General features: G+C 43.3%; 35 protein-coding genes and 1 pseudogene. 27 read left to right on the top strand and 9 right to left on the bottom strand.

Annotation, left to right across the window (positions count from 1 at the left end; genetic code table 11):
• Positions 1-271: 271 nt before the first annotated feature.
• Both K6984_RS11820 and K6984_RS11815 read left to right on the top strand, forming a co-directional pair.
• The gene (locus tag K6984_RS11820) at positions 272-1,231 is read left to right on the top strand and encodes a transposase (protein WP_221895714.1); all 960 of its coding nucleotides are present in this window, start codon (positions 272-274) and stop codon (positions 1,229-1,231) included.
• 187 nt (positions 1,232-1,418) lie between these two features.
• Positions 1,419-1,727, top strand: a complete 309-nt coding sequence (locus K6984_RS11815; protein WP_221894087.1) for a hypothetical protein — start codon at positions 1,419-1,421, stop codon at positions 1,725-1,727.
• 79 nt (positions 1,728-1,806) lie between these two features.
• Here the strand turns inward: K6984_RS11815 and K6984_RS11810 are convergent, their stop codons facing one another.
• Together K6984_RS11810 and K6984_RS33355 are read right to left on the bottom strand one after the other, a co-directional pair.
• The gene (locus K6984_RS11810; protein ID WP_147883128.1) at positions 1,807-1,992 is read right to left on the bottom strand and encodes a hypothetical protein; all 186 of its coding nucleotides are present in this window, start codon (positions 1,990-1,992) and stop codon (positions 1,807-1,809) included.
• Positions 1,993-2,171: 179 nt separating this feature from the next.
• Positions 2,172-2,300: a hypothetical protein gene (locus K6984_RS33355; RefSeq protein ID WP_263458596.1), complete on the bottom strand. Its 129-nt coding sequence runs from the start codon at positions 2,298-2,300 to the stop codon at positions 2,172-2,174.
• A 162-nt stretch (positions 2,301-2,462) separates the two neighbouring features.
• Between K6984_RS33355 and gyrA the strand changes: the two genes are divergently transcribed.
• From gyrA to pheA, 3 genes are all read left to right on the top strand, one after another.
• Complete coding sequence (gyrA, locus tag K6984_RS11805) at positions 2,463-5,102, top strand: DNA gyrase subunit A (RefSeq protein WP_221895713.1); 2,640 nt, start codon at positions 2,463-2,465, stop codon at positions 5,100-5,102.
• Positions 5,102-6,181, top strand: a complete 1,080-nt coding sequence (gene serC, locus K6984_RS11800) for a 3-phosphoserine/phosphohydroxythreonine transaminase (RefSeq protein ID WP_221895712.1) — start codon at positions 5,102-5,104, stop codon at positions 6,179-6,181. Before gyrA ends, serC begins: the two co-directional genes overlap by 1 nt.
• 280 nt (positions 6,182-6,461) lie before the next feature.
• Positions 6,462-7,547 carry a prephenate dehydratase gene (pheA, locus tag K6984_RS11795; RefSeq protein WP_221895711.1) on the top strand — a complete coding sequence of 362 codons (1,086 nt, stop codon included), beginning with the start codon at positions 6,462-6,464 and terminating at the stop codon, positions 7,545-7,547.
• A gap of 190 nt (positions 7,548-7,737) precedes the next feature.
• On the opposite strand, the gene K6984_RS11790 is transcribed toward pheA, so the two are convergent.
• A complete protein-coding gene (locus K6984_RS11790) occupies positions 7,738-7,968 on the bottom strand; it encodes a hypothetical protein (RefSeq protein ID WP_221895710.1) in 231 nt (76 codons plus the stop codon).
• A 167-nt stretch (positions 7,969-8,135) separates the two neighbouring features.
• Here K6984_RS11790 and K6984_RS11785 point away from each other — a divergent pair, with 167 nt between their 5' ends.
• The gene (locus K6984_RS11785) at positions 8,136-9,068 is read left to right on the top strand and encodes a hypothetical protein (protein WP_221895709.1); all 933 of its coding nucleotides are present in this window, start codon (positions 8,136-8,138) and stop codon (positions 9,066-9,068) included.
• A 218-nt stretch (positions 9,069-9,286) separates the two neighbouring features.
• Here K6984_RS11785 and K6984_RS35710 read toward each other — a convergent pair whose 3' ends face one another.
• Positions 9,287-9,844 (bottom strand): CDP-alcohol phosphatidyltransferase family protein, encoded by a 558-nt coding sequence (locus K6984_RS35710; protein ID WP_338024493.1) that lies wholly within the window; start codon positions 9,842-9,844, stop codon positions 9,287-9,289.
• Between K6984_RS35710 and K6984_RS11775 the strand changes: the two genes are divergently transcribed.
• From K6984_RS11775 to K6984_RS30930, 13 genes are all read left to right on the top strand, one after another.
• Positions 9,801-9,971 carry a hypothetical protein gene (locus tag K6984_RS11775; protein ID WP_221895708.1) on the top strand — a complete coding sequence of 57 codons (171 nt, stop codon included), beginning with the start codon at positions 9,801-9,803 and terminating at the stop codon, positions 9,969-9,971. The two genes, K6984_RS35710 and K6984_RS11775, sit on opposite strands and share 44 nt — an antisense overlap.
• A 91-nt stretch (positions 9,972-10,062) precedes the next feature.
• Positions 10,063-11,535 carry a transposase gene (locus K6984_RS11770; RefSeq protein WP_230988032.1) on the top strand — a complete coding sequence of 491 codons (1,473 nt, stop codon included), beginning with the start codon at positions 10,063-10,065 and terminating at the stop codon, positions 11,533-11,535.
• A 65-nt stretch (positions 11,536-11,600) separates the two neighbouring features.
• A complete protein-coding gene (locus K6984_RS33350; RefSeq protein ID WP_263458596.1) occupies positions 11,601-11,729 on the top strand; it encodes a hypothetical protein in 129 nt (42 codons plus the stop codon).
• A 27-nt stretch (positions 11,730-11,756) separates the two neighbouring features.
• Positions 11,757-11,885 (top strand): hypothetical protein, encoded by a 129-nt coding sequence (locus K6984_RS33345; protein ID WP_263458729.1) that lies wholly within the window; start codon positions 11,757-11,759, stop codon positions 11,883-11,885.
• 16 nt (positions 11,886-11,901) lie between these two features.
• A complete protein-coding gene (locus tag K6984_RS33340) occupies positions 11,902-12,024 on the top strand; it encodes a hypothetical protein (RefSeq protein ID WP_263458728.1) in 123 nt (40 codons plus the stop codon).
• A gap of 61 nt (positions 12,025-12,085) precedes the next feature.
• Positions 12,086-12,514, top strand: coding sequence for an FAD synthase family protein (locus tag K6984_RS11765; RefSeq protein ID WP_221895801.1), 429 nt, complete (start codon positions 12,086-12,088; stop codon positions 12,512-12,514).
• A gap of 390 nt (positions 12,515-12,904) precedes the next feature.
• Positions 12,905-14,011, top strand: a complete 1,107-nt coding sequence (gene hisC, locus K6984_RS11760) for a histidinol-phosphate transaminase (RefSeq protein ID WP_221895707.1) — start codon at positions 12,905-12,907, stop codon at positions 14,009-14,011.
• Positions 14,004-16,193: a bifunctional prephenate dehydrogenase/3-phosphoshikimate 1-carboxyvinyltransferase gene (locus K6984_RS11755; RefSeq protein ID WP_221895706.1), complete on the top strand. Its 2,190-nt coding sequence runs from the start codon at positions 14,004-14,006 to the stop codon at positions 16,191-16,193. Before hisC ends, K6984_RS11755 begins: the two co-directional genes overlap by 8 nt.
• A complete protein-coding gene (cmk, locus tag K6984_RS11750; RefSeq protein WP_221895705.1) occupies positions 16,193-16,849 on the top strand; it encodes a (d)CMP kinase in 657 nt (218 codons plus the stop codon). The genes K6984_RS11755 and cmk overlap by 1 nt, the downstream gene beginning before the upstream one ends.
• A 94-nt stretch (positions 16,850-16,943) precedes the next feature.
• Entirely contained in the window at positions 16,944-18,605 is a 1,662-nt protein-coding gene (gene rpsA / locus K6984_RS11745; RefSeq protein WP_221895704.1) for a 30S ribosomal protein S1, read from the top strand.
• A gap of 372 nt (positions 18,606-18,977) precedes the next feature.
• Positions 18,978-19,283: an integration host factor subunit beta gene (locus tag K6984_RS11740; RefSeq protein WP_221895703.1), complete on the top strand. Its 306-nt coding sequence runs from the start codon at positions 18,978-18,980 to the stop codon at positions 19,281-19,283.
• A gap of 23 nt (positions 19,284-19,306) precedes the next feature.
• A complete protein-coding gene (locus K6984_RS36150; RefSeq protein ID WP_420831660.1) occupies positions 19,307-19,567 on the top strand; it encodes a LapA family protein in 261 nt (86 codons plus the stop codon).
• 366 nt (positions 19,568-19,933) lie between these two features.
• Complete coding sequence (locus K6984_RS30930; RefSeq protein WP_230988031.1) at positions 19,934-20,305, top strand: Druantia anti-phage system protein DruA; 372 nt, start codon at positions 19,934-19,936, stop codon at positions 20,303-20,305.
• 112 nt (positions 20,306-20,417) lie between these two features.
• On the opposite strand, the gene K6984_RS11725 is transcribed toward K6984_RS30930, so the two are convergent.
• The gene (locus K6984_RS11725; protein ID WP_221895701.1) at positions 20,418-20,780 is read right to left on the bottom strand and encodes a hypothetical protein; all 363 of its coding nucleotides are present in this window, start codon (positions 20,778-20,780) and stop codon (positions 20,418-20,420) included.
• Complete coding sequence (locus tag K6984_RS11720) at positions 20,708-20,893, bottom strand: hypothetical protein (RefSeq protein ID WP_221895700.1); 186 nt, start codon at positions 20,891-20,893, stop codon at positions 20,708-20,710. Before K6984_RS11720 ends, K6984_RS11725 begins: the two co-directional genes overlap by 73 nt.
• On the opposite strand from K6984_RS11720, the gene K6984_RS33335 reads away from it, so the two are divergent.
• Positions 20,871-20,999 (top strand): hypothetical protein, encoded by a 129-nt coding sequence (locus K6984_RS33335; RefSeq protein WP_263458596.1) that lies wholly within the window; start codon positions 20,871-20,873, stop codon positions 20,997-20,999. The two genes, K6984_RS11720 and K6984_RS33335, sit on opposite strands and share 23 nt — an antisense overlap.
• 27 nt (positions 21,000-21,026) lie before the next feature.
• On the top strand, positions 21,027-21,155 hold the full coding sequence (locus tag K6984_RS33330; RefSeq protein WP_263458727.1) for a hypothetical protein: 129 nt from the start codon (positions 21,027-21,029) through the stop codon (positions 21,153-21,155).
• 83 nt (positions 21,156-21,238) lie between these two features.
• Here the strand turns inward: K6984_RS33330 and K6984_RS11715 are convergent, their stop codons facing one another.
• Together K6984_RS11715 and K6984_RS11710 are read right to left on the bottom strand one after the other, a co-directional pair.
• Positions 21,239-21,850 (bottom strand): transposase, encoded by a 612-nt coding sequence (locus tag K6984_RS11715; RefSeq protein WP_221895699.1) that lies wholly within the window; start codon positions 21,848-21,850, stop codon positions 21,239-21,241.
• A gap of 40 nt (positions 21,851-21,890) precedes the next feature.
• Positions 21,891-22,567: pseudogene (locus K6984_RS11710) on the bottom strand (IS6 family transposase).
• Between K6984_RS11710 and K6984_RS33325 the strand changes: the two are divergent.
• Genes K6984_RS33325 through K6984_RS11695 form a run of 5 tightly spaced genes read left to right on the top strand, consistent with a single transcriptional unit; the run spans position 22,545 to position 24,360 of the window.
• Complete coding sequence (locus K6984_RS33325) at positions 22,545-22,673, top strand: hypothetical protein (protein ID WP_263458600.1); 129 nt, start codon at positions 22,545-22,547, stop codon at positions 22,671-22,673. The pseudogene K6984_RS11710 and the gene K6984_RS33325 overlap by 23 nt on opposite strands.
• A gap of 27 nt (positions 22,674-22,700) precedes the next feature.
• On the top strand, positions 22,701-23,081 hold the full coding sequence (locus tag K6984_RS30925) for a hypothetical protein (RefSeq protein WP_230988030.1): 381 nt from the start codon (positions 22,701-22,703) through the stop codon (positions 23,079-23,081).
• Entirely contained in the window at positions 22,970-23,332 is a 363-nt protein-coding gene (locus K6984_RS36145; protein ID WP_420831663.1) for a division plane positioning ATPase MipZ, read from the top strand. The genes K6984_RS30925 and K6984_RS36145 overlap by 112 nt, the downstream gene beginning before the upstream one ends.
• A 58-nt stretch (positions 23,333-23,390) precedes the next feature.
• Positions 23,391-24,056 carry a transposase gene (locus tag K6984_RS11700; protein WP_221895697.1) on the top strand — a complete coding sequence of 222 codons (666 nt, stop codon included), beginning with the start codon at positions 23,391-23,393 and terminating at the stop codon, positions 24,054-24,056.
• 25 nt (positions 24,057-24,081) lie between these two features.
• Positions 24,082-24,360, top strand: coding sequence for a hypothetical protein (locus tag K6984_RS11695; protein WP_221895696.1), 279 nt, complete (start codon positions 24,082-24,084; stop codon positions 24,358-24,360).
• 681 nt (positions 24,361-25,041) lie between these two features.
• Here the strand turns inward: K6984_RS11695 and K6984_RS11690 are convergent.
• A complete protein-coding gene (locus tag K6984_RS11690; protein WP_221895695.1) occupies positions 25,042-25,389 on the bottom strand; it encodes a hypothetical protein in 348 nt (115 codons plus the stop codon).
• On the opposite strand from K6984_RS11690, the gene K6984_RS11685 reads away from it, so the two are divergent.
• A complete protein-coding gene (locus K6984_RS11685) occupies positions 25,346-26,449 on the top strand; it encodes a DUF6531 domain-containing protein (protein WP_221895694.1) in 1,104 nt (367 codons plus the stop codon). The genes K6984_RS11690 and K6984_RS11685 overlap by 44 nt on opposite strands.
• The last annotated feature ends 131 nt before the right edge of the window (positions 26,450-26,580 follow it).

The following is a 26,580-nucleotide window of genomic DNA, read 5'->3' as shown; positions in this document are numbered from 1 at the left end:
TGATCGCTGACTAACTGCATAAGTTATCCTGAATACGTCATCAGTGTTCCCATTGAAAGAAGAAGTACCTAAACAAAGCAGCCTATAACCTACATGAAGGTAGCACCAATCGAATATTTCCATCTTTTTGATTTTAACCACTTATAACAGCAAATAGACACTCTGTAGGCAGCGTAAAAAAACAACAAATAATTTCAAATAAAGCTTGCAATTACCGAAAAAATTCTTCTAAAAATTTCCGTTTTAATCACCTCATAAACGGATATCACCCATGCTTAAAGACCTACCACTCTCTGAACATATTCACCAACACTGCAATGAAAGTATGGAACGTGCCCTGTTAGCAGAGCGTCATCCTTTGTGGTCTCGTTCATGCCCAGAGTTGAAGGATATCGACTTTATTCGCCTTGGGTTATTACGCTGTATCAGTGTAGTCGATAGTGGTCGCCATTTCCTCCAAACCAATGAACAGATTTATGGCCAGCTGCTTCCCCACTCAACGTATTTTAAATCACTGAAGTCGCATAGACGAACAAGTATGCTTGAGGCATTTGAACAGCAGAGCTATCATCTTCACGCTGAAACACTGCTATCGCAAGGCATTGATTATCTTAAAGCATTCCCGGAACTTGACGAATACACCATAGAAGCAGCGGATGGACATTTTATTGATCATGCCTGCCATACTGAAAAAAACAGCAAGGGGAAAGTTTATGCGGCCGGGGGGATTTACGCGTTGAATCTCAGAAGTGGGTTGCTCAGATTTCTTTGTCTGGTGACAAACGGAACTCAGAGGCATCAAGAAATACCTGTGTTACGAGATCATATTGAAAAGCAAAACAAGGGAAATAACAGCTCTCAGAAACATCTCTATGTCTACGATAAAGCCGTCACCGACTTTGTCTGGTGGGATCGGCAGAAGCGACATGCTAATTACATGATTTCAATGCTAAAAGAAAATTCAATTGCGACTCTGGTTGAGCCTATCCCTTTTGACTCCCGCCATAAGATCAATACAGGGGTTGAAGCATACAGTGTGTACGAAAACAAGGGCATCAAATTTAACGTGGTGGATTACCGTGATCCAGAAACCGGAAAACTTCACCGGTTTGTTACAACCTTGCCAATGACTATTAACCCTGGAGCCATTGCCATGCTATATTTCAAACGATGGACGATTGAAAAGACATTCAATAACACTAAAACTCGATGTTCAAGTTTTCAGCTATAACTGGGCTAAGAAAAGTAAATTTTTCCGGCTTTGTTTTATAGGTGATTGATTTACAATGATGTTGATGCTTTCTTTGTCAGTAAAATTATCAATAAAATCAATCGGTTAAAAAACTTGAACATCGAGTAAAAGTAATTTCAAGGAAACTAAAGCTTGGTCTTCCAATACCCGCTCACTTGAAAATCAAATGCGCCTGACTGCAATGAGCTATAATTTAATGCGCGTGTTTGAAGAGATTTCAAAAACACAACAGCCAGAATTGATTCATCCATCGGATAAAAAATATAGCGAGGCTCTGGAGATAAGGCAGCAACAGGCCCAAAAACGAGATCGTTTTGTGAATCCATTATTTTTCCAGGCAAGAATATCTCGTATCAGCTCGTATACCATTCGAGCAGTTCAAAACGCAATAATAACAGGAATGTCTTTACAGTGCTTTATGAGCTCTCTTGTGGCGAGGTTAGTTTCACGGCCTCAATTGATAGGGGAACACTGATGATCTTTAGACACTAATATGACGTGCGTATCACTCGATGTTCAAGTTTTTCCATCCCATTGCCATCAAACTCTTACCTTCACCCAGCAGAACAATACTTTAATGATGGTGTTGGCTCTAAGCGCCCTAAATCTCTGCCAATCATATGTTTTCCTGATGGCATCAGTTGAAACACATCCTTTATTAATTCACCTAACTCTTTCAGCTTATCACCAGGATCTGGAAACTCTAGCAATGACGTGATGAACTCAAGCAGTACATCCATTTGAGACTTGCGCTGTAAGCTTCCTACGGTCGCTGAAAATCAGGGAAACGGAGCCTAAGCGAAGTGATGATTTTTAGTCCGCGATAGCCGTAGGGCCGTTATTTTGTCGGAGTCTGAGCGTTAGCGAAGGTGGAGACAAAATAAAAGGCCATCCGACACGGCGTCAAGTCATTTGGAGCCTATGTTCCGACCCCTTGTTGGGTCGGGACGAGGTGACGAGGACGAATCGGGGCCGCCGGAGGCATAAGTGGTCGCGTTAAGTTTTTGCTGCTTGCTTGGGCTGGGATGCCCAAAACAAGCTTTCGCAAAAATAGCGACTCCCCGAATTAATTTTTAGCCTTCATGCGCCTGAGATTGTTGCTATAATAAGCAGTTACCGAAATTCATGTCGATCTGGATTGAAAGCCCAGGTTATTAAGAAAAAACTACTAGCTGATAAATAGATTTATCGGCGAGATATAGATGGACTCATGTCAGAATTTGCTAAAGAAATTACCCTAGTCAATCTCGAAGACGAGATGCAGCAGTCGTACCTGGATTACGCGATGAGCGTTATTGTAGGTCGGGCGCTCCCGGATGTTAGAGATGGCTTAAAGCCAGTACATAGGCGTGTTTTATACGCAATGAATGTGCTGGGTAATGACTGGAATAAAGCTTATAAAAAATCAGCGCGTGTAGTCGGGGATGTGATCGGTAAATACCATCCACATGGTGATACTGCCGTCTATGATACTATCGTACGCATGGCTCAGCCATTTTCCTTGCGTTATATGCTGATTGATGGTCAGGGTAACTTTGGTTCTGTTGATGGTGATTCTCCTGCTGCAATGCGTTATACCGAAGTGCGTATGTCTAAAATTGCGCATGAAATGCTGGCTGATCTGGATAAAGAAACAGTAGACTTCAATGCTAACTATGATGAGTCTGAGTCAGAGCCTGCTGTATTACCAGCGCGTGTTCCTGCTCTATTAGTGAACGGTTCTTCCGGTATTGCCGTGGGCATGGCAACCAATATTCCACCACATAATCTAGGAGAAGTGATTAGTGCTTGTCTGGCGCAGATAGATGAGCCAGATATTGCTATTCGGGATTTAATGGAATATATTCCAGGGCCAGATTTTCCTACTGCGGGTATTATTAATGGCGTAGCAGGCATTTATGATGCCTATTGCACAGGTCGTGGCAAAGTGTATATACGCGCACGTAGCCATGCTGAAGATTATAATCAGGGCACGCGTCAGGCCATTATTGTTACCGAATTACCGTATCAGGTAAATAAAGCTCGCTTGCTAGAAAAAATTGCAGACCTAGTTAAAGAGTCTAAAATCGAAGGGGTTTCTGGTCTGCGTGATGAGTCGGATAAAGACGGCATGCGTATGGTAATCGAGGTGCGCCGTGGTGAAGTGCCTGAAGTTGTGCTGAATAATCTGTACAAACAAACTCAAATGCGTACTGTATTTGGGATCAATATGGTGGCTATTCTCAATGGCCGTCCACAGTGCATGAATTTAAAAGAAATTCTGCATGCCTTTATTAATCACCGTCGTGAAGTCGTCACCCGGCGCACTATCTATTTATTGCGTAAGGCACGTGAGCGTGCACATGTACTAGAAGGTTTAGCGGTTGCCATGTCCAATATTGATGAGATGATTGCGCTCATTAAAAATTCAGCTAATCCTGCAGAAGCTAAAAGTGGCTTGCTGGCTAAGTCCTGGAGTTCAGGTCTGGTGGCTTCTTTGCTAGAATGGGCTGATGCTGATCGTTCACGCCCGGATGGATTGGCTATTGAATTTGGTATACATGGTAGTGAATATCGTCTGTCTGAAGCACAGGCATCGGCAATTTTAGATTTACGCTTGCACCGCTTGACGGGCTTAGAGCAAGATAAAATTGTTTATGAATATAAAAAGCTGCTAGATTTGATTGATGAGTATCTGGAAATTCTTGGTAGTGCAATACGCTTAATGGAAGTGATTCGTGAAGAGCTAGAGGCTATTAAGGAAGAATATGCTGATGAGCGTCGAACTGAAATTGTTGTTGATCAACTCAGCCTGAGCGAAGAAGACTTTATCACCGAAGAAGATGTGGTTGTTACCATGTCGCATGAAGGCTATGTGAAATCACAGCGTCTGGAAGATTATCAGGCGCAGCGTCGGGGTGGACGTGGCAAATCCGCAACCGCAACTAAAGAAGAGGATTTTGTCGATCAGCTTATTGTTGCCAACACCCACGATACTATCTTGTGCTTTTCTTCTGCAGGTAAAGTTTACTGGCTAAAAGTTTATCAATTACCGATTGCTAGCCGCGCATCACGTGGTAAGCCCTTTGTTAATTTATTACCTTTGGAAAAGGATGAGAAAATCAGCGCGATGCTGACGGTGCGTGAATATAGCGAAACGCAGTATATCTTTATGGCGACGACAGCGGGTACAGTTAAGAAAACACCGCTAAAAGAATTTGAGCGCCAGCGTACCAATGGCAAGATTGCCATAGACTTACGCGAAGGCGATAAATTAGTCGGCGTTGCGGTAACCGATGGCCAGCAAAATATTCTGTTATTCAGCAGTAATGGTAAAGCAAACTGTTTTAATGAGTCAGATGTGCGCTCCATGGGGCGTACTGCAATGGGCGTGCGTGGCATGCGATTGCCTGAAGGGCAGACTATCATTTCAATGATTACCTCTTCGGAAGGCACGGTTTTGAATATCACTGAAAATGGCTATGGTAAACGCACGCGATTAACAGAATTTACACGACATAAGCGGGGCGGGCAGGGCATGATTGCCATGCAAACCTCGGAGCGTAACGGCAAGTTAGTTGGTGCTGTGTTAGTTGCCGATAATGATGAAATTATGCTGATTACCGATGGTGGTGTCCTGGTGCGCACCCGGGTTAATGAAATCTCGATAGTCGGACGTAACACGCAAGGAGTTAGAGTGATTCGCCTTGATAGCAAGGAAAAGCTGATTGGTGTGGATAAAATTGTTGGTCTGGTTGATGAGGATATCGACCAGGATGAAACGATAGTTGATGAGCAAGCTACTGATTTGGATGATGTAGCAAACCCTGCAGTGGATAAAGTAGACCCGGAAGCGGGCGAGAGTGAATAATGAGTAAAATATATAATTTTAGTGCCGGGCCTTCTATGTTGCCGCAGGCTGTATTAAAACAAGCGCAGGCAGAAATGCTGGACTGGCAGGGTTCGGGTATGTCGGTGATGGAAATGAGTCATCGCGGCGCTGAGTTTATGGGGATAGCTAAAACTTTGCATGATGACCTGCGGGAATTAATGGTGATTCCTGATAATTATAAGATTCTGTTTTTACAGGGTGGAGCAACAGCACAGTTTTCGTTTATTCCAGCGAATATATTGGATGGTAAACAGAAGGCTTGTTATATCAACACGGGTGCCTGGTCTGAAAAAGCCATTAAAAGCGCTAAGTCTTATTGTGATGTGATTATTTCAGCCAATGCTGACGCTAATAATTTCACGGCTATTCCAGATCGTTCGACTTGGAATATTGATCAGCAGGCGGCTTATCTGCATTACACACCTAATGAAACAATTCATGGGGTTGAATTTCAGGATATTCCAGAGGTAGGTGATTTACCGTTAGTTGCAGATATGTCTTCTAATATCCTGTCGCGTGAAATCGATGTCAGTAAATTCGGTATTATTTATGCTGGCACACAGAAAAATATGGGACCAGCAGGCGCGGCCGTGGTGATAGTTAGAGATGACTTGATCGGTAAAGCGCAAAAAGGTTTACCGGATATTTTTAACTATGAAAAACAGGCTAAGCAAGATTCGATGCTGAATACGCCTGCCACTTATACCTGGTATTTGGTCGGCCTGGTATTGCAATGGATAAAGGCACAGGGCGGCGTTGCGGCAATAGAGCAGATCAACCAGCGTAAGGCGGCTAAGCTGTACGCTGCAATTGATCAGTCTAGCCTATATAGTAACCCTGTTGCCGTTGCAGATAGATCACGAATGAATGTGCCGTTTATTCTTAGCGATAGTGAGCTAGATAAGATATTTTTAAGTACCGCAAAAGAGCAGGGCTTTTTATCCTTAAAAGGACATCGCTCGGTTGGTGGTATGCGTGCCAGTATTTATAATGCCATGCCGGAATCAGGTGTTGATGCCTTAATACAATTTATGGCTGAGTTTGAGCGTACTCACTAAATTTGAATGACTTTGGGGATTGAGTTTTAGCCTGCTCGTACGATAATCAATGTAGGCCGGGATGAAGCTTGCGTAGCACAGTGTTATTTTGATGGATAGGGCTCTTTGATTTAATATTGAATCTTCATTCAGGTATTAATTTATCCAACACGATGCTGCACTTGCGTAATACCGGCTTTTTGTTGTTGCTGGGTTTCGTACTTCAACCACAGCCTACGTTGAATATTTTCAAAGTCTCTAAAGTCTGCTGCCCATATTTTCTTAATTATATTTTCTGACCATGACGAATGTAATTCCCTTAGCTGATTTAAGAAAGCAGATAGATTCAATTGATCAGCAGATACTGCAATTGATTAATCAGCGTGCATCGCTAGCTGAAGAAGTTGCTAAAACCAAGATTGCATCAGGTGAAGATAGCTGTTTTTATCGTCCAGACCGGGAAGCATTGGTTTTAAGGCGTATAAAGGAGCTGAATCCAGGGCCGTTAAGTGATGATACCGCTGCACGATTTTTTCGTGAACTTATGTCTGCTTGTCTGGCGCTGGAAAAACCCTTGCAAGTCGCTTTTCTAGGGCCGGAGGGCACTTTTACTCAGCAGGCTGCTTTTAAGCATTTTGGGCATGCGGTTAGCACCCTGCCAGTGACTACTATAGAAGATATTTTTCAGGCGGTAGAATCAGGGCGATGTCAGTTTGGCGTGGTACCGATAGAAAATTCAACCGAAGGCGTAGTCACGCCAACGCTAGACCGCTTTGTGGCATCCCCTGTGCAAATATGTGGCGAAGTGGCAATCCGGATACAGCATAATCTGATGATTCATGCTAGCAAATTGAGTGCAGTGACTGAGGTGTATTCACATAGGCAATCATTAGCACAATGTCGTCAGTGGCTGGATAAATATATGCCAGGGGTGCCTTGTATAGAAGTTAACAGTAATGCAGAGGCGGCTAAAATTGCATCTACACAACAGGGTGTCGCGGCAATTGCAGGTGAAGTCGCAGCGGAAATTTATAAGTTGCCGATTCTTGAGTATAGTATAGAAGATCAGCCGGATAACACCACGCGCTTTGTTATTATCGGGAGTCTTACTTCGGCATCAACGGCTCAGGATAAAACTTCTTTGCTGATTTCCACTAAAAACCATGCTGGTGCTCTGTATAGTATTTTGGAGCCATTTGCAAAACATGGCATTAGCATGACAAAAATTGAGTCGCGACCTTCGCGGCAAGGTTTGTGGGATTACCTGTTTTTTATTGATCTTGATGGGCATCAAACGGATCAGGAAATTACCAGCGCGCTAGAAGAGTTGGAGTCGCGTGTCACTATGATAAAGATTCTAGGTTCCTACCCTAAAGCGATTTTGTAAATAATGACCTGATCGTAGCCCGTATGAAGCTTGCGTAATACGGGAAACAGGTGTTTCAACTATGTTGCAGCCCAAGGATAGATTACTACCATGAACATCAGTGTTCCCATTGAAAGAAGAAGTACCTAAACAAAGCAGCCTATAACCTACCTGAAGGTAGCACCACTCGAATATTTCCATCTTTTTGATTTTAATCACTTATAACAGCAAATAGACACTCTGTAGGCACCGTAAAAAAACAACAAATAATTTCAAATAAAGCTTGCATTTGCCGAAAAAATTTTTCTAACGCTGTCAGCCCCGGACGGGCTGATAGTCTCCAGAAGGCGCAGGGAAATTTGCCAATCCGAAGTGCGCGATAGCGCGCGAGGGAGGCTAAAATTTTATCCCGAATAGCCGTAGAGCCATTTGTGGTAGCCATGACTGAGCTGCTTTGTGCTCAGTCTGTGGCGGACGCAGGGCGGCTGGAGCATCTCCTATTCGCTGCGTAGGTGAACGAATTACGGCGACAGGAGTCCCGGAATTTCGTGAGGTAGCATGGCGCGCCTGAAATTTCCGTTTTAATCACCTCATAAACGGATATCACCCATGCTTAAAGACCTACCACTCTCTGAACATATTCACCAACACTGCAATGAAAGTATGGAACGTGCCCTGTTAGCAGAGCGTCATCCTTTGTGGGCTCGTTCATGCCCAGAGTTGAAGGATATCGACTTTATTCGCCTTGGGTTATTACGCTGTATCAGTGTAGTCGATAGTGGTCGCCATTTCCTCCAAGCCAATGAACAGATTTATGGCCAGCTGCTTCCCCACTCAACGTATTTTAAATCACTGAAGTCGCATAGACGAACAAGTATGCTTGAGGCATTTGAACAGCAGAGCTATCATCTTCACTCTGAAACACTGCTATCGCAAGGCATTGATTATCTTAAAGAATCCCCGGAACTTGACGAATACACCATAGAAGCAGCGGATGGACATTTTATTGATCATGCCTGCCATACTGAAAAAAACAGCAAGGGGAAAGTTTATGCGGCCGGGGGGATTTACGCGTTGAATCTCAGAAGTGGGTTGCTCAGATTTCTTTGTCTGGTGACAAGCGGAACTCAGAGACATCAAGAAATACCTGTGTTACGAGATCATATTGAAAAGCAAAACAAGGGAAATAACAGCTCTCAGAAACATCTCTATGTCTACGATAAAACCGTCACCGACTTTGTCTGGTGGGATCGGCAGAAACGACATGCTAATTACATGATTTCAATGCTAAAAGAAAATTCAATTGCGACTCTGGTTGAGTCTATCCCTTTTGACTCCCGCCATGAGATTAGGCAGCAACAGGCTCAAAAACGAGATCGTTTTGTGAATCCATTATTTTTCCAGGCAAGAATATCTCGTATCAGCTCGTATACCATTCGGGCAGTCCAAAACGCAATAATAACAGGAATGTCTTTACAGTGCTTTATGAGCTCTCTTGTGGCGAGGTTGGTTTCACGGCCTCAATTGATAGGGGAACACTGATGGTTTTAATCTGTGATACATCCAAAGCGGTGAGTCCTAGACAACTGATGTTCCCCAATTATTGAGTAGCTGAAATACGCAATGCTGGTGTATCGAGGTTTATTTTAGGTGGTTTTGCCATGTTTATAGCAACCCCCTACTTAATTCCCCTTAGGCAATAGCATTTGAAACGAATGAAAAGACTATTTTTTTCATATAGTTGTAGCATAGTTTCAATTTTACCATAAATAATTATTGGGAAACTTCAGTAATAGAATAGCAGGGGTTACACCATAACTTACAATATCAATTAAGACATCAAGTTGACCGCCAAAAACGCCTTGCTGTTTAGTCCTACCTTTCATGCTTCGCGCAATAAGCCCATCAGCCCAATCAAATGCAACAGCCCAAATCATACCAATCATAGTAATGGCATAAACACCTATAATACTAGTGTAAATAGCTAATAGGGTACAAGCCAAACCTGCTAATGAACAAAGGTTAGGAACATCATTGACATAAGAAAGTATGGTGCCTGGTTGCTCTTTATTAGGTAACGATTTTTCTGTTGTAATACTGATTCCTTCGATGAAAATCATGGAAACGTAGCTTAGCGAAGTGGTGATTTTTAGTCCCTGATAGGCGACAGGGCAATTCGCTGATTCGACGTGTGCTAGCAGCACGCGAGAGGAGCAAGAATTGCATTCCGAATAGCCGTCCAGCCAGTGAGGTAGTAATGACGAAGCGGCTTTTGTGCGTAGTCGTTGCGGACGCAGGGCGTTCAGGGCATCTCCCATCCGCTGCGTAGGTGAACGAATTATGGCGACAGGAGTCCCGGAATTTCGTGAGGTAGCATGGCGCGCCTGTAGTTGTCCAACCTATTATGATATAAATCTGTCTGTAAGATTATATATGTTATCATAGATGATTGTTTAAACTCGATGTTCAAGTTTTTGATATTGAGAAGGTAAAATCAGGTATTCTGAGGTTGTTGTAATTTTATCGGTGTAATCCCATGTTAATGAATGCCCCAGCCACCTTTATCCAAAGCTATATTGACGATTTAAATGATGCGCTCAATCAGCTAAAACCCGGAGCGGCTTTGACACGTATTCAAGCCGCTTGGTTGGGCGCTTGTTTAACGTGCATACTGCTAATGAACTCTGTTTGCTGGGCTAAGTTTGAGCGAGCAAGCCTTGGAGATTGCAAAGTAGCCGCATTATCCTGGGTGTTTCGTAAAGCAAGTATACCCTGGGACTGGTTGCTACGGGTGAGTGTGGTCTTAATTTTAAAACGTTATGGCATTACTGAAGGTGTGTTGGCCTTTGATGAATCAGACCGAGCACGATCTAAGTCTACAAAACGTATTTATAAGGTTTACAAGCAGAAACACAAAGGCTCCCGCGGGTATGTTAATGGACAAACGATAGTATTATTGCTGCTAGTTACCTCATCCATTACAGTGCCTGTCGGTTTTTTCTTTTATATGCCGGATCCAGCCTTAAAGCAGTGGGATAAAGAAGATAAACGGTTGAAAAAGAGCGGTATAGCAAAAAAATATCGGCCTATTAAGCCTGAACGTGACAGTGCCTACCCGACCAAAACAGAGATTGCATTAGGCTTATTAAAAGAGTTTAAAGTTGCGCATAGCCTGATTAAAATTAAAGGCGTACAGGCTGATGCGCTGTATGGTGAAAAAGCCTTTATGGACGAAGCCGCTAAAGAATCTGGAGGCTCGCAGGTGATTAGCCAATTACGTAAAAACCAGAATATTGAATATAGAGGTAGAATAAGGTCAGTCGAGAGCTACTTTAATTCGATTAACAAAGGCATTGATCAGATAATACGTGTACGTGGCGGCAAAGAGATTAAAGTGACTGTCAGCAGTGCACGATTAAAGGTGAGTTCTCACAGTAAAAAGCGCTTTGTCATTGCCTTAAAATATGAGGGTGAAAACGACTATCGCTATTTAGTGGCGACAGACCTGACTTGGCGCACACAAGATATTATTCAAGCCTATACGTTGAGATGGCTGATTGAGGTTTTCTTTGAGGACTGGAAGCTTTATGAAGGATGGGGGCGTGAGGCCAAACAATTAGATGAAGAGGGATCAAGCCGTGGCCTGATTCTGAGTCTTTTGTTTGACCATTGCCTTCTCCTTCACCCAGAGCAAATAGCCCGCATTGAAAGCAAACTACCTGCGTATACCGTAGGAAGCTTACAGCGCAAGTCTCAAATGGATGTACTGCTTGAGTTCATCACGTCATTGCTAGAGTTTCCAGATCCTGGTGATAAGCTGAAAGAGTTAGGTGAATTAATAAAGGATGTGTTTCAACTGATGCCATCAGGAAAACATATGATTGGCAGAGATTTAGGGCGCTTAGGGCCAACAGCATCATTAAAGTATTGTTCTGCCGCTGTCAGCCCCGGACGGGCTGATAGTCTCCAGAAGGCGCAGGGAAATTTGCCAATCCGAAGTGCGCGATAGCGCGCGAGGGAGGCTAAAATTTTATCCCGAATAGCCGTAGAGCCATTTTCGGGGAGTCGCTATTTTTGCGAAAGCTTGTTTTGGGCATCCCAGCCCAAGCAAGCAGCAAAAACTTAACGCGACCACTTATGCCTCCGGCGGCCCCGATTCGTCCTCGTCACCTCGTCCCGACCCAACAAGGGGTCGGAACATAGGCTCCAAATGACTTGACGCCGTGTCGGATGGCCTTTTATTTTGTCTCCACCTTCGCTAACGCTCAGACTCCGACAAAACAACGGCCCTACGGCTATCGCGGACTAAAAATCATCACTTCGCTTAGGCTACGTTTCCCTGATTTTCAGCGGTGGTAGCCATGACTGAGCTGCTTTGTGCTCAGTCTGTGGCGGACGCAGGGCGGCTGGAGCATCTCCTATTCGCTGCGTAGGTGAACGAATTACGGCGACAGGAGTCCCGGAATTTCGTGAGGTAGCATGGCGCGCCTGTGGGTGAAGGTAAGAGTTTGATGGCAATGGGATGGAAAAACTTGAACATCGAGTTAAAGGATTTAATTATGGTTGTATACACTGTTGGTACATTTGATTTATTGCATGTAGGTCATCTCGCTTTATTAGAATACTGTGATGCTTTGGGGGATACTGTTGCTGTTGGTGTTGCTTCTGATGAAGTGGTGAAATTGTATAAGCCTAATATCCCAGTTATTCCACTTGCGCAGCGTATAGAAATGCTTCAGGCACTGCGCTGTGTAGATATTGTATTACCATATCACGAGTTGGATTATATTGACGTTTATAAGCAAGTTAAGGCTGATATTTTTGTTATTGGTGAAGACTGGGGAAAAAAGCCTCATAATCAAGGTATTGAGAAATTTTTAAAATCTCAAGGTAAAGAGGTTGTTCAAATTAAATATAGCCCAAGAAATTCATCGACTAAAATTAAAAAAGTTGTTTTGTCTTTGCCGCTGACAGGTGAAAGAGTTTAAGACAGAATTATTTCTTTTACATTGTACAAACATCTTCTAAGGGATTAGGTTATTCCGTGTCAAAGTAATTTACGCTGTGACTGCAGTGGGTCGTTATGAGTCAGTCAATTATGATGGTTATTTGCACTATGCCGTTTTCTCAGTATTAATCAAAACTATTTAATTTTTTCAACACACTTTCAGAGGGGCTTAGGTTGATTTAGGTATTTCTTCAAGTGCAGCACCTATTTCGGACGGATCAATAGTTAACTGTAATTTATATATTAAATCAGTAGCTTATGAGGATTCCTATCCATCAAACTAAATATAGGTGCTGCACAAGTCCTTCATGCTCTTCATGGTAAAAAAATATTGCTCCTAATTCAATTAACTCCTGATTAAATTTTTAATATGCCACAAAGCATCTTGCAACTCGCCACAGCAGGCGTACAAACTTTAGTTCCCTACCAGCCAGGGAAGCCCATTGCTGATTTAGAGCGTGAACTAGGGTTAACAGAAATTATTAAACTGGCCTCGAATGAAAACCCTTTGGGCCCCAGTGAAAAAGTCAAAGAAGCAATCCAGGCAAGTTTTACTGATTTATCACGTTATCCTGACGGTAATGGTTTTGCTTTAAAAACAGCATTATCAGCAAAGTGGGGGGTTGATAGCGATCAAATTACCTTGGGAAATGGTTCAAATGAAATTCTGGAATTATTAGCTCGGGCTTTTTTAACCATTGAACATGAAGTGGTTTTTTCGCAGCATGCGTTTGCGGTGTATCCGCTGGTTACGCAGGCCGTTGGCGCTCAGGCTAGAGTTGTTCCGGCAATAGACTACGGACATGATTTACATGGCATGCTTGCGGCAATTACCGATAAGACGCGTCTGCTATTTATTGCTAATCCGAATAACCCTACCGGTACTTATTTGACTGCGCAGGCTTTGAGTGAGTTTTTAGCCGCCGTTCCTGAGCATGTTATTTGTGTGCTAGACGAAGCTTATTATGAATATGTTGCTAAAGCCGATTATCCGGATTCCATTGCCTGGTTAGCACAATATCCAAACTTGATAATTACCCGTACATTTTCAAAAGCCTATGGTTTGGCTGGACTACGAGTGGGTTATAGTTTATCGAGTGCGGAAATGGCAGATATTTTAAATCGAGTGCGCCAACCCTTTAATAATAATTCTCTGGCATTGGCTGCAGCGGAGGTTGCCCTGCAGGACACTGAGTATCTTGCGGAAACTGTTGCTTTGAATAATGCTGGAATGCAGTTTCTAAGCGATGCCTTTACAGAAATGGGTTTACCCTGGATAGCATCAATGGGTAATTTTATTGCTGTCGATTTGCAGCGTGAGGCGAATAGCATTAATACAGCTTTATTACATAAAGGCGTAATAGTCCGTCCGGTAGCCAATTATGAAATGCCCAATCATTTACGCATCAGTATCGGCACAAAAGCGGAAAATAAATTTTTTATTAACGCGCTTAAAGCTGTCTTAGTAGATGTTTAATAAGCTGTGCATTATTGGTGTCGGACTGATAGGGGGCTCTATAGCCCGCGCTGCCCGGGAAAATAAATTATGTACACAAGTCTCGGCTTTTGGCCGCGAGCAAGACCTTGCTAATTTGCAACAAGCGCTGGCTCTGCAAGTTATAGATAGTTACAGTCTGGAAATGGAAGAGGCGGTTACAGACGCAGACTGCGTGATTATTGCCACCCCGGTAGGGGCTATGCCTGACATCTTGCAACAGTTGGCTCCTTACTGGTCAGAGCATGTGCTTTATATGGATGCCGGCAGTACTAAAGGCAGTGTGGTTGAGGCATTAGGTATAATCTTTACTACGCTGCCGGACAATTTTGTCCCTGCTCACCCCATTGCTGGCGAGGAGAAAAGTGGTGTCGATGCGGCATTAGTTGATTTATTCCAGCAAAAACGGGTGATTCTTACCCCTTGCGCACAGACCGATAAAAAATTTCTGCAACTGGCGAAGCAATTTTGGCAGGGACTGGGGAGCAGCGTTTCAGAAATGCAGGTAGCGCAACATGATACTGTGCTTGCAGCGACCAGTCACTTGCCGCATATCATGGCATTTGCGTTGGTGGACTTGCTCGGTCGCAAAGATGAGCAAGAAGAAATATTCAAATATGCGGCAGGGGGCTTTAAGGACCTTACCCGCATTGCATCCAGCGACCCTACCATGTGGCAGGATATCTGCATGGCCAACAAGCAACACATTATTCCTTTAATTGAGCAGCTATGCTCCGAGTTAGAGACCGTTAAGCACATGCTGCAAGACAATCAAGCTCAGGCACTGCACGATACCTTTACTTATGCCAGAAATGCGCGGCAGCGTTTTTTAGATCAACACAATAATATGAATCAATCGATAACTTTTACTATTCAACCGGGTGGCCACTTGCAAGGTCAAGTGCGTGTGCCAGGGGATAAATCAATCTCTCATCGCTCCATTATGCTGGGCTCACTTGCTGAAGGTGTCACGCATGTGAGTGGTTTTTTAGAAGGCGATGATGCTTTGGCAACTTTGCGTGCTTTTCAGTCTATGGGGGTGAAAATCGAGGGTCCCGAGAATGGCAAAGTGACTATCAATGGAGTTGGGCTGGATGGTTTGCTAGCACCAAAAGAACCTATTTATCTAGGGAATTCAGGTACTTCCATGCGCCTGATCTGCGGCTTGCTGGCGGGGCAAAAATTTGATGCAACGCTGACGGGTGATAAGTCTTTATCGGGGCGCCCCATGCGCCGGGTAACCGACCCTTTAGCTAAAATGGGTGCCGTTATTGAAAGCACCGAAAATGGCACGGCACCCTTAACCATAAGAGGACAGAGCAACTTACAAGGAATCCATTATGATATGCCGATTGCCAGTGCTCAGGTTAAGTCCTGTTTATTGCTAGCGGGTTTGTATGCGCGGGGTGAAACTTCGGTCACTGAACCTACGCCAACGCGCGATCATACTGAACGCATGCTTTCTGGTTTTTCCCATCCAGTTAAGCAGGATGGCAATAAGGTGACTATTTCCCGACAGGGAAAGCTAGTTGCAACTGATATAGATGTGCCTAGTGATATTTCATCGGCTGCCTTTTTTCTGGTAGGCGCATCGATTGCCGAAAATTCTGATCTGACTTTGCAGCATGTGGGCATTAACCCAACTCGTACCGGCGTTATCAATATTCTGCAATTAATGGGTGCTAATATCGAATTATTTAATCAGCGCATAGTTGGTGGTGAGCCTGTTGCTGATATACGGGTGCGTAGTGCTGCGTTAAAAGGGATCGCTATCCCGGAAGAATTCGTTGCGCTGGCAATAGATGAGTTCCCAGTGCTATTTGTTGCCGCAGCTTGTGCTGACGGAACAACTACTTTAACAGGTGCAAAAGAATTACGAGTGAAAGAAAGTGACCGTATTCAGGTGATGGCAGATGGCTTGCAAATACTCGGTGTCGACGCGCAGCCTACTGACGATGGTATGGTTATTAACGGCGGCTCTATTGGAGGAGGTACTGTCGTATCGCATGGTGATCATCGTATTGCCATGGCATTCTCTATGGCGGGCCTACGCACAACTGCCCCTATCGTGATTCAGGATTGTGAAAATGTGAACACCTCATTTCCGGGCTTTGTTTCATTAACTTCAGGGCTAGGACTGAATATCAGTAGCGAGGAAGGCTAATGAGTGTTCCTGTATTAACTATTGATGGTCCGAGTGGTGCAGGGAAGGGTACCGTGAGCCGGGCAGTTGCAAAAAAATTAGGCTGGCATTACCTGGATAGTGGCTCTATTTACCGATCTTTAGCCATTTTTGCTTTGGATAGGCAACTAGACTTACAGAGTGCCGCAGCAGTTGCAGAGCTTGCGCAGCAAATGCATCTGGCTTTTGATTGTGAAGACGAGCTGGTGGTAAAGCTGAATGATACGGATATTACCGCCCGGCTGGCAGGTGAAACGACCGGTGCGGCTGCATCGCAGATAGCCGCCTATCCAGAGGTGCGCGCTGTTTTATTGCAAAAGCAAAAAGATTTTCGTCGGTTGCCAGGGCTGGTTGCTGATGGCAGGGATATGGGTACCGTGGTTTTTAAAGATGCTCCGTTTAAGGTGTTTTTAACCGCCAGCGCCAAAGAAAGAGGAATGAGAAGATTTAAACAGTTGAAAGAAAAAGGAATTGATGCTAATCTTGACCAGATTACTAACGATATTATATTGCGTGATCGGCGTGATAGTGAACGAAAAAACGCGCCATTGATTCCGGCAGAAGATGCTTTTTATCTGGATTCATCTGATTTAAGCGTCGATGAGGTCATTAATCAGGTCATGATTTTAACTGGATAAGTAATACATTTACCGGCTGTATGATGACATACAGCTTTTTTTAACTACAGAGATAGAGACTTGGATTGTACATACAAGTCTGGGACAGAAAACAATGAGCGAGAGCTTTGCTGAATTATTTGAAGAAAGTATAAAACAAACGGAAATGCGTACTGGCGCAATGCTAGTAGGTACAGTCGTAGACATCGATAACGATAAAGTTATTGTCAGTGCAGGGTTAAAATCAGAAGGAGTGATTCCTAAATGGCAATTCTTAAATGAAGAAGGTGACCTTGAAGTTAATGTAGGTGATGAAGTTGAGGTTGCATTAGATTTAATCGAAGATGGTCTAGGCGCGACTTTACTTTCTCGTGACAAAGCGAAGAAACATAGAGCTTGGGGTGAGCTTGAAACTGCTTTTGAAGCGGAAGAGACAATTGTAGGCCGCATTAACGGAAAAGTTCGTGGCGGTTTTACAGTCGCAGTAGGCGCATTACGTGCTTTCTTACCTGGCTCATTAGTTGATGTCCGTCCTATTAGAGATACAACCTTCCTAGAAGGTCGTGATCTTGAATTCAAAGTTATTAAAATCGATCAAAAACGCAACAATGTTGTGTTATCTCGTCGTGCTGTGGTTGAAAAAGAATACAGTGCAGAAAGAGATGAATTACTTAAAACACTGGCTGATGGCATTGTTGTAAAAGGGATAGTCAAGAACTTGACTGACTACGGTGCATTTATCGACTTGGGCGGTATCGACGGTCTATTACATATTACAGATATGGCATGGCGTCGTGTACGCCATCCATCTGAGTGTGTGGAAATCGGTCAGGAAATCGAAGTTAAGGTGCTTAAGTTCGACAAAGAAAAAACCCGCGTTTCATTAGGTATGAAGCAAATGGCGGAAGATCCATGGACTGATATTGCTAACCGTTACCCTGCAGGTACGCGCGTTACGGGTAAAGTCAATAATCTGACTGACTATGGTTGTTTTATAGAAATTGAAGAAGGCGTTGAAGGTCTAGTTCACGTTTCTGAAATGGATTGGACTAACAAAAACGTTAACCCAGCTAAAGTTGTACAGCTAGGTGACGAAGTTGAAGTGATGATTCTTGAAATCGACGAAGAAAGACGGCGTATTTCACTAGGCATGAAGCAGTGTCGCACTAATCCATGGGATGAGTTTGCAGCAACGCATAACAAAGGGGATAAAATCTCAGGTAAGATCAAGTCAATTACCGACTTCGGTATCTTTATTGGTCTTGAAGGTAATATTGATGGTCTGGTGCATATGTCTGATATTTCATGGTCTGATGCACAGGAAGAGTCTATCCGTGAATACCAGAAGGGTGATGAAGTAGAGACGGTTATTTTAGCTGTTGATGCTGAACGTGAGCGTATTTCACTGGGTATCAAGCAATTACAGCAAGATCCATTCCAGAACTATATTGCTATTAACGAAAAAGGTAGCATGGTTAAAGGGACTGTAAAAGAAGTTGATGCAAAAGGTGCAGTAATTACCTTGGCAGAAAATATCGAAGGCTATTTACGAGCTTCTGAAATACAGCGTGACCGTGTTGAAGATGCCACTAAATTGCTAACGGTAGGCGACGAAATTGAAGCTAAATTTATTGGCGTAGACAAGAAAAATAAATCTATTTCTCTATCTATTAAAGCCAAAGATTCTGATGATGAAGCAAGCGTGATGAAAGAGTATTCAGAGCAAGCTTCTGGAACACCTACTATGGGTGATTTATTCAAGAATTTGGAAAAATAAATAAGCTAGCTTGAAATGGAGGGATTTAATTTGCAAAGATTAAACCCCTTTTTTACGCAAGATTGGTATAGTTGTAGACAGTAAATAGCGATAAACCTAGAAGCCGTAGTTGGACACGCTGTTGTGTAAAATCTGCGTGTGAAAGATATCTTGCAGGCAATGGCCTGTGGTCCTTGGCAGGAGCTGTAACATAGTATTTCGTACGCAGGTTTATTCACAAAACCGTGAAGTGCGGTAATATTCACCCAGCAGTTGATAATTATTTATGAGTATTTCATTTAATATTCAATTGCTTATAATGTTTTATAGCGGTCAACTGCGGTTTTTAGGTAAAGGTAAAATACAGGCATATAACAACACATAGGAAAAAATGTGACTAAATCTGAATTAATTGAACAATTAGCAAAGAAACAACCTCATTTGGCTTTGCAGGATGTAGAGCTTGCTGTAAAGTGTATGCTAGAGCAAATGAGTCAGTCTTTATCGGCCAATGAAAGAATAGAAGTGCGTGGTTTTGGTAGTTTTTCCTTACATCACCGTAAGCCGAGAATGGGGCGTAATCCAAAGACAGGGGATGCAGTGTCCCTAACAGAAAAATATGTTCCTCATTTTAAGCCGGGCAAGGAACTACGTGACCGTGTTGATGGATCTAGACATACGCATAAAATAACGGATTAACAAACAGAAGAGATGGTTCTATTATGCGGATTGTAATATTTGCTTTTTTTTCACTGATAGCAGTGATTGCTTTAATCTTCTCTTTACGTAATTTTCAGATTATAGATATAGATCTGTACTTTACGACCATACGCATGCCTTTGGCATTAGCGTTAACCCTAGAATTATTTGCCGGAATTTTTATCGGCTTTTTAGTGGCATTTATACATATCCTGAAGTTGAAATCTCAATATAGGCTGCTGGACAAAAAAGTACGTAATACTTTTCCACCAGGCTCATTGTAATTATTATGGGTGGGTGCTCCTGCCCGCCTTTAAGCTATACAATCAATAGGATAATAATTAGTTCTGGACAAGCCCTCTTATTTTCACTTATAAATCATCCTGAGATTTTATGTTTGAGATAGTTTGCTTTGAACCTACAAGAAATCATCTTACAGCTTATTCTTCCAAGTGAGCAGAAACGCTTCCAGTCGTTAATGGAAGCTCATCATTATCTAGGGGCATTACCAAAGATAGGTCATACCTTGTGGTATGTAGTCTGCTACAAAAACGCATGGCGAGTATTCATCAGTTTTTTTTGCAGCGGCCTGGAAATGTGCGGCACGTGATCAGTGGATTGGCTGAATTTTTTGATATCAATACGACCGATTGCATCTGATTGCTAACAATAGTCGCTTTCTGATTATTCCTGAGCAGCATTACCCTAATCTTGCTTCTCGTATTCTTTCGCTCTGCGAGCGACGCATTTCTCTGGATTGGCAGAAACACTTTGGCTACCCCTTGCTATTATTAGAAACTTTCGTTGATCCCCAGTATTTTTATGGCACTATTTACCGTGCTGCAAACTGGATTCATGTGGGTGAGGCGCGCGGATCTAGCCGCACTAGTAAGGGTTATAGCTCAACCCGGAAGCCCCGGAACAGATCTATGTGCGCCCTTTATCATCGCGCTCTCGAGCTCGATTATCACAGTCTATTCTTGGCCCTTATTATTGCTATGGAGCACCCAAAATCATGTTAATGGCTGATCAAATGCGCACCTTGCCCGAATTTTTTGCCGACATTCCCGATCCACGCCGCACACAAGGGCGACGTCATTCATTACCCCACATTAAATCCATGAGTAAAGATCATCAGTGTTCCCCTATCAATTGAGGCCGTGAAACTAACCTCTCCACAAGAGAGCTCATAAAGCACTGTAAAGACATTCCTGTTATTATTGTGTTTTGAACTGCCCGAATGGTATACGAGCTGATACAAGATATTCTTGCCTGGAAAAATAATGGATTCACAAAACGATCTCGTTTTTGAGCCTGTTGCTGCCTTATTTCCAGAGCCTCGCTATATTTTTTATCCGATGGATGAATAAATTCTGGCTGTTGTGTTTTTGAAATCTCTTCAAACACGCGCATTAAATTATAGCTCATTCGCTGAAAATCATGGAAACGTAGCTTAGCGAAGTGGTGATTTTTAGTCCCTGATAGGCGACAGGGCAATTCGCTGATTCGACGTGTGCTAGCAGCACGCGAGAGGAGCAAGAATTGCATTCCGAATAGCCGTCCAGCCAGTTCGTGGAGTCGCCATTTTTGCGAAAGCTTGTTTTGGGCATCCCAGCCCAAGCAAGCAGCAAAAACTTAACGCGACCACTTATGCCTCCGGCGGCCCCGATTCGTCCTCGTCACCTCGTCCCGACCCAACAAGGGGTCGGAACATAGGCTCCAAATGACTTGACGCCGTGTCGGATGGCCTTTTATTTTGTCTCCACCTTCGCTAACGCTCAGACTCCGACAAAACAACGGCCCTACGGCTATCGCGGACTAAAAATCTTCACTTCGCTAAAGCTCCGTTTCCAGGATTTTCAGCGGAGGTAGTAATGACGAAGCGGCTTTTGTGCGTAGTCGTTGCGGACGCAGGGCGTTCAGGGCATCTCCCATCCGCTGCGTAGGTGAACGAATTATGGCGACAGGAGTCCCGGAATTTCGTGAGGTAGCATGGCGCGCCTGGCAGTCAGGCGCATTTGATTTTCAAGTGAGCGGGTATTGGAAGACCAAGCTTTAGTTTCCTTGAAATTACTTTTAGTGTTATTGAATGTCTTTTCAATCGTCCATCGCTTGAAATACAGCATGGCAATGGTTCCAGGGTTAATAGTCATTGGCAAGGTTGTCACAAACCGGTGAAGTTTTCCGGTTTCTGGATCACGGTAATCCACCACGTTAAATTTGATGCCCTTGTTTTCGTACACACTGTATGCTTCAACTCCTGTATTGATCTCATGCTGGGAGTCAAAAGGGATAGACTCAACCAGAGTCGCAATTGAATTTTCTTTTAGCATTGAAATCATGTAATTAGCATGTCGTTCCTGCCGATCCCACCAGACAAAGTCGGTGACGGCTTTATCGTAGACATAGAGATGTTTCTGAGAGCTGTTATTTCCCTTGTTTTGCTTTTCAATATGATCTCGTAACACAGGTATTTCTTGATGTCTCTGAGTTCCGTTTGTCACCAGACAAAGAAATCTGAGCAACCCACTTCTGAGATTCAACGCGTAAATCCGGTTCTGTCGCAATAATTATCAAAAGCACAGACCTCCTGGTCTTCAGGCATAACTATCCTGCTAAAGCCATAAACTGCGTATAAGCAGGAATATTTTCCTCAGACAATTGGCCCTTTCGGATCATATGTGCCGTTTCAATTCCATCAATTGTTGCTTGGGCGGAGTGAAACGCTTTAAAGCCATCATCGGTTTTGTTATTTTTTTGATAAAGCGATGATCCTGTTCGATGATGTTATTCAAACATTTAACTTGTAATATGTCAATCATAGTGGCAAACCCAGCGAGGATTAACAAGAGGTTAATATTGGCTAATCCTGCATAGTTAGCGCCACTTTTATCCATAACGACCTTATCAGGAAAGCCATTATTGTTAATCGTTTGTTTGAAAAATGCGGTTGCAGCCTCTTCATCATGGTGCTCAGGAAGCATGAAATCAAGCGTATCCCCGTGACTATCAACAGCTCGGTATAAATAGGTCCACTGACCCTTCACTTTGATATACGTTTCATCCATGCGCCACGATTTATTGGTTTCTCGTTTCTGAGATTTAGCTTTTACAGCAATGGCAGGAGAATAACGGATAACCCAACGATTGAGCGTAGCATGATCCACTTCAACACCTCTTTCTTCCATAATTTCTTCAAGGTAGCGATACGAAACGCCATACCTGACATAAAAGAAAACAGCATGCGGGGAGTCGCTATTTTTGCGAAAGCTTGTTTTGGGCATCCCAGCCCAAGCAAGCGGCAAAAACTTAACGCGACCACTTATGCCTCCGGCGGCCCCGATTCGTCCTCGTCACCTCGTCCCGACCCAACAAGGGGTCGGAACATAGGCTCCAAATGACTTGACGCCGTGTCGGATGGCCTTTTATTTTGTCTCCACCTTCGCTAACGCTCAGACTCCGACAAAACAACGGCCCTACGGCTATCGCGGACTAAAAATCATCACTTCGCTTAGGCTCCGTTTCCCTGATTTTCAGCGAAAGAATGACATCTTTTTGAAAGTGAGCGCCTTTGAAGCTGAGCATGTGATCCACCTTTTATTGAAATTGAGAATTATGATAGCAGATAACGTCGGGAAGGGGGATTTATGCGACAGAACCTTGGAAAGTCTACAATTTCTACCAATATGGCGGTATGCGCCGCGAGAGCTGGAAAAAAGGTTTTGCTTGTCGATCTGGACGAGAAACAAAAATCCGCCGCGAATTGGTGGAAAAGACGGGAAATCGAGGACGATATAAAAGCGGTTATTGTTCCCCATGATATAGAAAAGGTAAAAGAGATTTACGGGTTTGCACAAAAACAGGGTTATGATTTAGTGATTTTCGATACTAAAGGCGCAAGCGATACCCTGCATAATGTGATTATCGGATTTGCAACACTTTGTATTGTTCCTGTTCAACCGTCTGTTTTTGATCTTGAGGCAATACCAAGCACCGCTAATATGATTAAAAGCCTTGATAAGCCTTTTACTCGATGTTCAAGTTTTTGATATTGAGAAGGTAAAATCAGGTATTCTGAGGTTGTTGTAATTTTATCGGTGTAAGCCCATGTTAATGAATGCCCCAGCCACCTTTATCCAAAGCTATATTGACGATTTAAATGATGCGCTCAATCAGCTAAAACCCGGAGCCGCTTTGACACGGATTCAAGCCGCTTGGTTGGGCACTTGTTTAACGTGCATACTGCTAATGAACTCTGTTTGCTGGGCTAAGTTTGAGCGAGCAAGCCTTGGAGATTGCAAAGTAGCCGCATTATCCTGGGTGTTTCGTAAAGCAAGTATACCCTGGGACTGGTTGCTACGGTTGAGTGTGGTCTTAATTTTAAAACGTTATGGCATTACTGAAGGTGTGTTGGCCTTTGATGAATCAGACCGAGCACGATCTAAGTCTACAAAACGTATTTATAAGGTTTACAAGCAGAAACACAAAGGCTCCGGCGGGTATGTTAATGGACAAACGATAGTATTATTGCTGCTAGTTACCTCATCCATTACAGTGCCTGTCGGTTTTTTCTTTTATATGCCGGATCCAGCCTTAAAGCAGTGGGATAAAGAAGATAAACGGTTGAAAAAGAGCGGTATAGCAAAAAAAGATCGGCCTATTAAGCCTGAACGTGACAGTGCCTACCCGACCAAAACAGAGATTGCATTAGGCTTATTAAAAGAGTTTAAAGTTGCGCATAGCCTGATTAAAATTAAAGGCGTACTGGCTTGATGCGCTGTATGGTGAAAAAGCCTTTATGGACGAAGCAGCTAAAGAATCTGGAGGCTCGCAGGTGATTAGCCAATTACGTAAAAACCAAAATATTGAATATAGAGGTAGAATAAGGTCAGTCGAGAGCTACTTTAATTCGATTAACAAAGGCATTGATCAGATAATACGTGTACGTGGCGGAAAAGAGATTAAAGTGACTGTCAGCAGTGCACGATTAAAGGTGAGTTCACACAGTAAAAAACGCTTTGTCATTGCCTTAAAATATGACATAGAAATCCTAATACTCGATGTTCAAGTTTTTTAACTGACTGATTTTATTGATAATTTTACTGACAAAGAAAGCATCAACATCATTGTAAATCAATCACTCATAAAACAAAGCCGGAAAAATTTACTTTTCTTAGCCCAGTTATAGCTGAAAACTTGAACATCGAGTAATAGCAATGTGGATGAGACGGAAGGTGAATATTTACATATTGTCGGATTACAATATATGCGGCACCTGAGTGACTCTACTAAAACCATTGCCTTGTTAAGTAATGGTACAGGAGACAGTGGTTGCCATATGGGCTTAACCTCCACAAAAATGAAAGTCGAATATCTGTTTGATATCCCCTTTGCCGTTCATCGCGGGGGTATGCTGGTGGATATACCAGGAGGACAAACTAGAAATATTGATTTAACTACAGGTCTAATAGATTGGGATAGCTTTTTGCTTTCAGGTTATTCCGCATCGGCATATGAATCTTATATCTGGCAGGAAAATGCAGCACTTGATGCAGTATCGTCTGTGCGAGGATTACAGTTTGCTAATGAGCAAGGGATAGAAGAGTTACAACTAACAAGTAGTAACTGGGAAAGTGAGCAGAGTAAATTTACCTCCAATACCGATTCCTCATTAAACTACAGCACTGCTCAGATCAATAGTATAAAAAGCAATTATATTGATAAAGGTTACACGGTTAAGGTACCTAGAAGCCAGATTCTATATGATAGCTGGAAAGGGGTGGTTTTTGTTGCTGAATGTAATAATTGTCAGGGTGATGGTGCTGTTAAGGCTGGATATATTATCAGTGGTGGCTATGCTGGTGGATACACACTCCCCAGAAATGCTTCTTCCCCCGCTGAAAATCATGGAAACGTAGCTTAGCGAAGTGGTGATTTTTAGTCCCTGATAGGCGACAGGGCAATTTGCTGATTCGACGTGTGCTAGCAGCACGCGAGAGGAGCAAGAATTGCATTCCGAATAGCCGTCCAGCCAGTGAGGTAGTAATGACGAAGCGTCTTTTGTGCGTAGTCGTTGCGGACGCAGGGCGTTCAGGGCATCTCCCATCCGCTGCGTAGGTGAACGAATTATGGCGACAGGAGTCCCGGAATTTCGTGAGGTAGCATGGCGCGCCTGTCCGGTTATTTACAACCCAGATATAAATATAGGTTATGTCCCTGTTAGCTACATTCCACCCGTGGTTAATGAGCATATAGTCAACACTGGTATCCCTTACAACTCCACCACCGCCTCAAAGGGTTTTAACGTTAATCAAGTGTTTAGCGGCGATCCAGTTAACCTAGTCACAGGAAACTTCTACCATAACGAGCAAGACCTGATCATCCCAGGCCGGGGTGGCCTGTCGTTTGTTTTTGAACGAACCTACAACTCCCAAGACCCAGAAGATAGCCCACTAGGCTACGGCTGGACACATAGCTTTAATCAGTTTTTAAAATTCTACGGCCACGATACCGCAGACAACCGCGTAAAAGTCAGCTGGGTAGATGGCTCTGGCGGCGAGAAGTTTTTTTCTTTACCTGGGGCAACCGTCCCCACCAACAGCCCCGACTTTGAAAATGATGTCGGCGTACATGTTGTTTTAAAAAGAGAAAGCAATGGCCAATACAGTATTACCCAGAAAAATGGCCTGACCTACACCTTTGCCTCAAATGCAGGCGCAACAAATGATCAAAAAGCCAAGCTATTATTCATAAAAGATAAAAATAACAACCAGCTCACCCTTAATTACAATAATAGCAATCAGGATAAACTCCTTAGTGTCAGTGATGATCTAAACCGTAGTTTAACCTTGGCTTATGCCAATGGTGGAAGTAGCCATTATATCGAAAGTTTAACTTACTTTAGTGGTAGACAATGGCACTATAATATTAATACAGCCGGTGATTTAATCGAAGTCAAACCCCCTTTGGTAGTGGAAGGAACTATGGCTCCATTGATTTACAATTACTACACTGCAGCAGACGGTCACAATAAAGCCCATCTATTAAAAAGAAAACAAAGTGCCGAAGGTAAAGGTATGACTTTTGAATACTATGCCAACGGCCAAGTATTCAAACATACGGACGATCTCGGTGGCAGCATACGCTGTCAGCCCCGGACGGGCTGATAGTCTCCAGAAGGCGCAGGGAAATTTGCCAATCCGAAGTGCGCGATAGCGCGCGAGGGAGGCTAAAATTTTATCCCGAATAGCCGTAGAGCCATTTGTGGTAGCCATGACTGAGCTGCTTTGTGCTCAGT

Origin of the sequence: Bathymodiolus japonicus methanotrophic gill symbiont, from assembly GCF_019721995.1 — a bacterium.
GTDB lineage: Bacteria > Pseudomonadota > Gammaproteobacteria > Methylococcales > Methylomonadaceae > Methyloprofundus.
Note: the sequence above shows the minus strand (reverse complement) of the source record. Positions and strands in the feature narration are given on the sequence as shown.